Source organism: Acetivibrio sp. MSJd-27 (assembly GCF_018918095.1).
Lineage (GTDB): Bacteria > Bacillota > Clostridia > UMGS1840 > HGM11507 > HGM11507.
Genome location: NZ_JAHLPV010000097.1, coordinates 1 through 933 on the forward strand (window position 1 = coordinate 1; position 933 = coordinate 933).

Annotated in this window: 2 protein-coding genes; both read left to right on the plus strand. The window is 37.2% G+C overall.

Annotated features, from left to right (window positions below):
• Positions 1-207, plus strand: a 207-nt coding sequence (locus tag KQI32_RS13265; RefSeq protein ID WP_216426123.1) for a hypothetical protein, incomplete at its 5' end; no start/stop codon positions are given.
• 29 nt (positions 208-236) lie between these two features.
• A complete protein-coding gene (locus KQI32_RS13270) occupies positions 237-812 on the plus strand; it encodes a hypothetical protein (protein WP_216426125.1) in 576 nt (191 codons plus the stop codon).
• Positions 813-933 lie beyond the last annotated feature (121 nt).

Consider the following 933-nt stretch of genomic DNA (forward strand, 5'->3'; position numbering starts at 1 on the left):
GCTGGCCATGTGGAAGTGGCGGGATGGGAACCATGGCACGCTGCATCGGATACTCATGTTTTTATTCCCAATAGACACAAAAACGCGTGGATTCGCTTGATGGAATCCATGCGTTTTTCGACAGGCTGTATTGATTATTTATTATATAATCAATTATATTCCGTTACAAAAAATAACGGAGTTTTTCCATATGCCTCCACTAATTAAAGCGTTTAATAAGCAGGAAGGTGATTGACTTGAAAAAATATCGTCTTTCCTATTTTATTTGTTTCACACTTATATTTCTATGTATTCTTCCCGGTTGCAGTCAGGAACAAAAATATGATGCCTTTTATAACAGCGTGGTTTCAAAAAATGGCAATTACTGTTTTCGTAATTTGACAAAAGGCATGACTTGGGAGGAAGTTCAAAAAAAAGAAAAAATAGAACATGAAACGATTGGGAAATCAGCTTATGAAACCTATATCACAGAAAGCGCCGTCTATTTTGAAGAACTGGGGATTTCTTTCCGGCGAGGATATACTTTTGATGGATTTGACCATTTAGAAAGTGCAAATTATGTTTTTATAACCGATAATGAAGATGAATTGAGAGAAGTATGCGCTAAACTTGCTGATTTTGCCCGTGAAAGACTCAACTCAAATCCAATGGAAGGTTCTGCGGAAATGATCGCTGTTCTTCCAACAAAGGAAGAAGCAAAAACAAATTTAGTGACAAGATGGTATGACAAATCTGAGGATGGCACAAGTTTAGAGATTTGGGTACATCCTTATATTGCAAATGGCAAAAGAGTAAGAATTACAGTTAGATAGGGTCTGCTTCTAACTTTGTGTAAAGTCCAAACAAGGGTAAAATTGGTTGGCAGGGAGTGTTTTTGCTCCCTGCTTTTTCAATATAACAGAAACATGGCAAAAACTCAAGCCTTAATCCGGC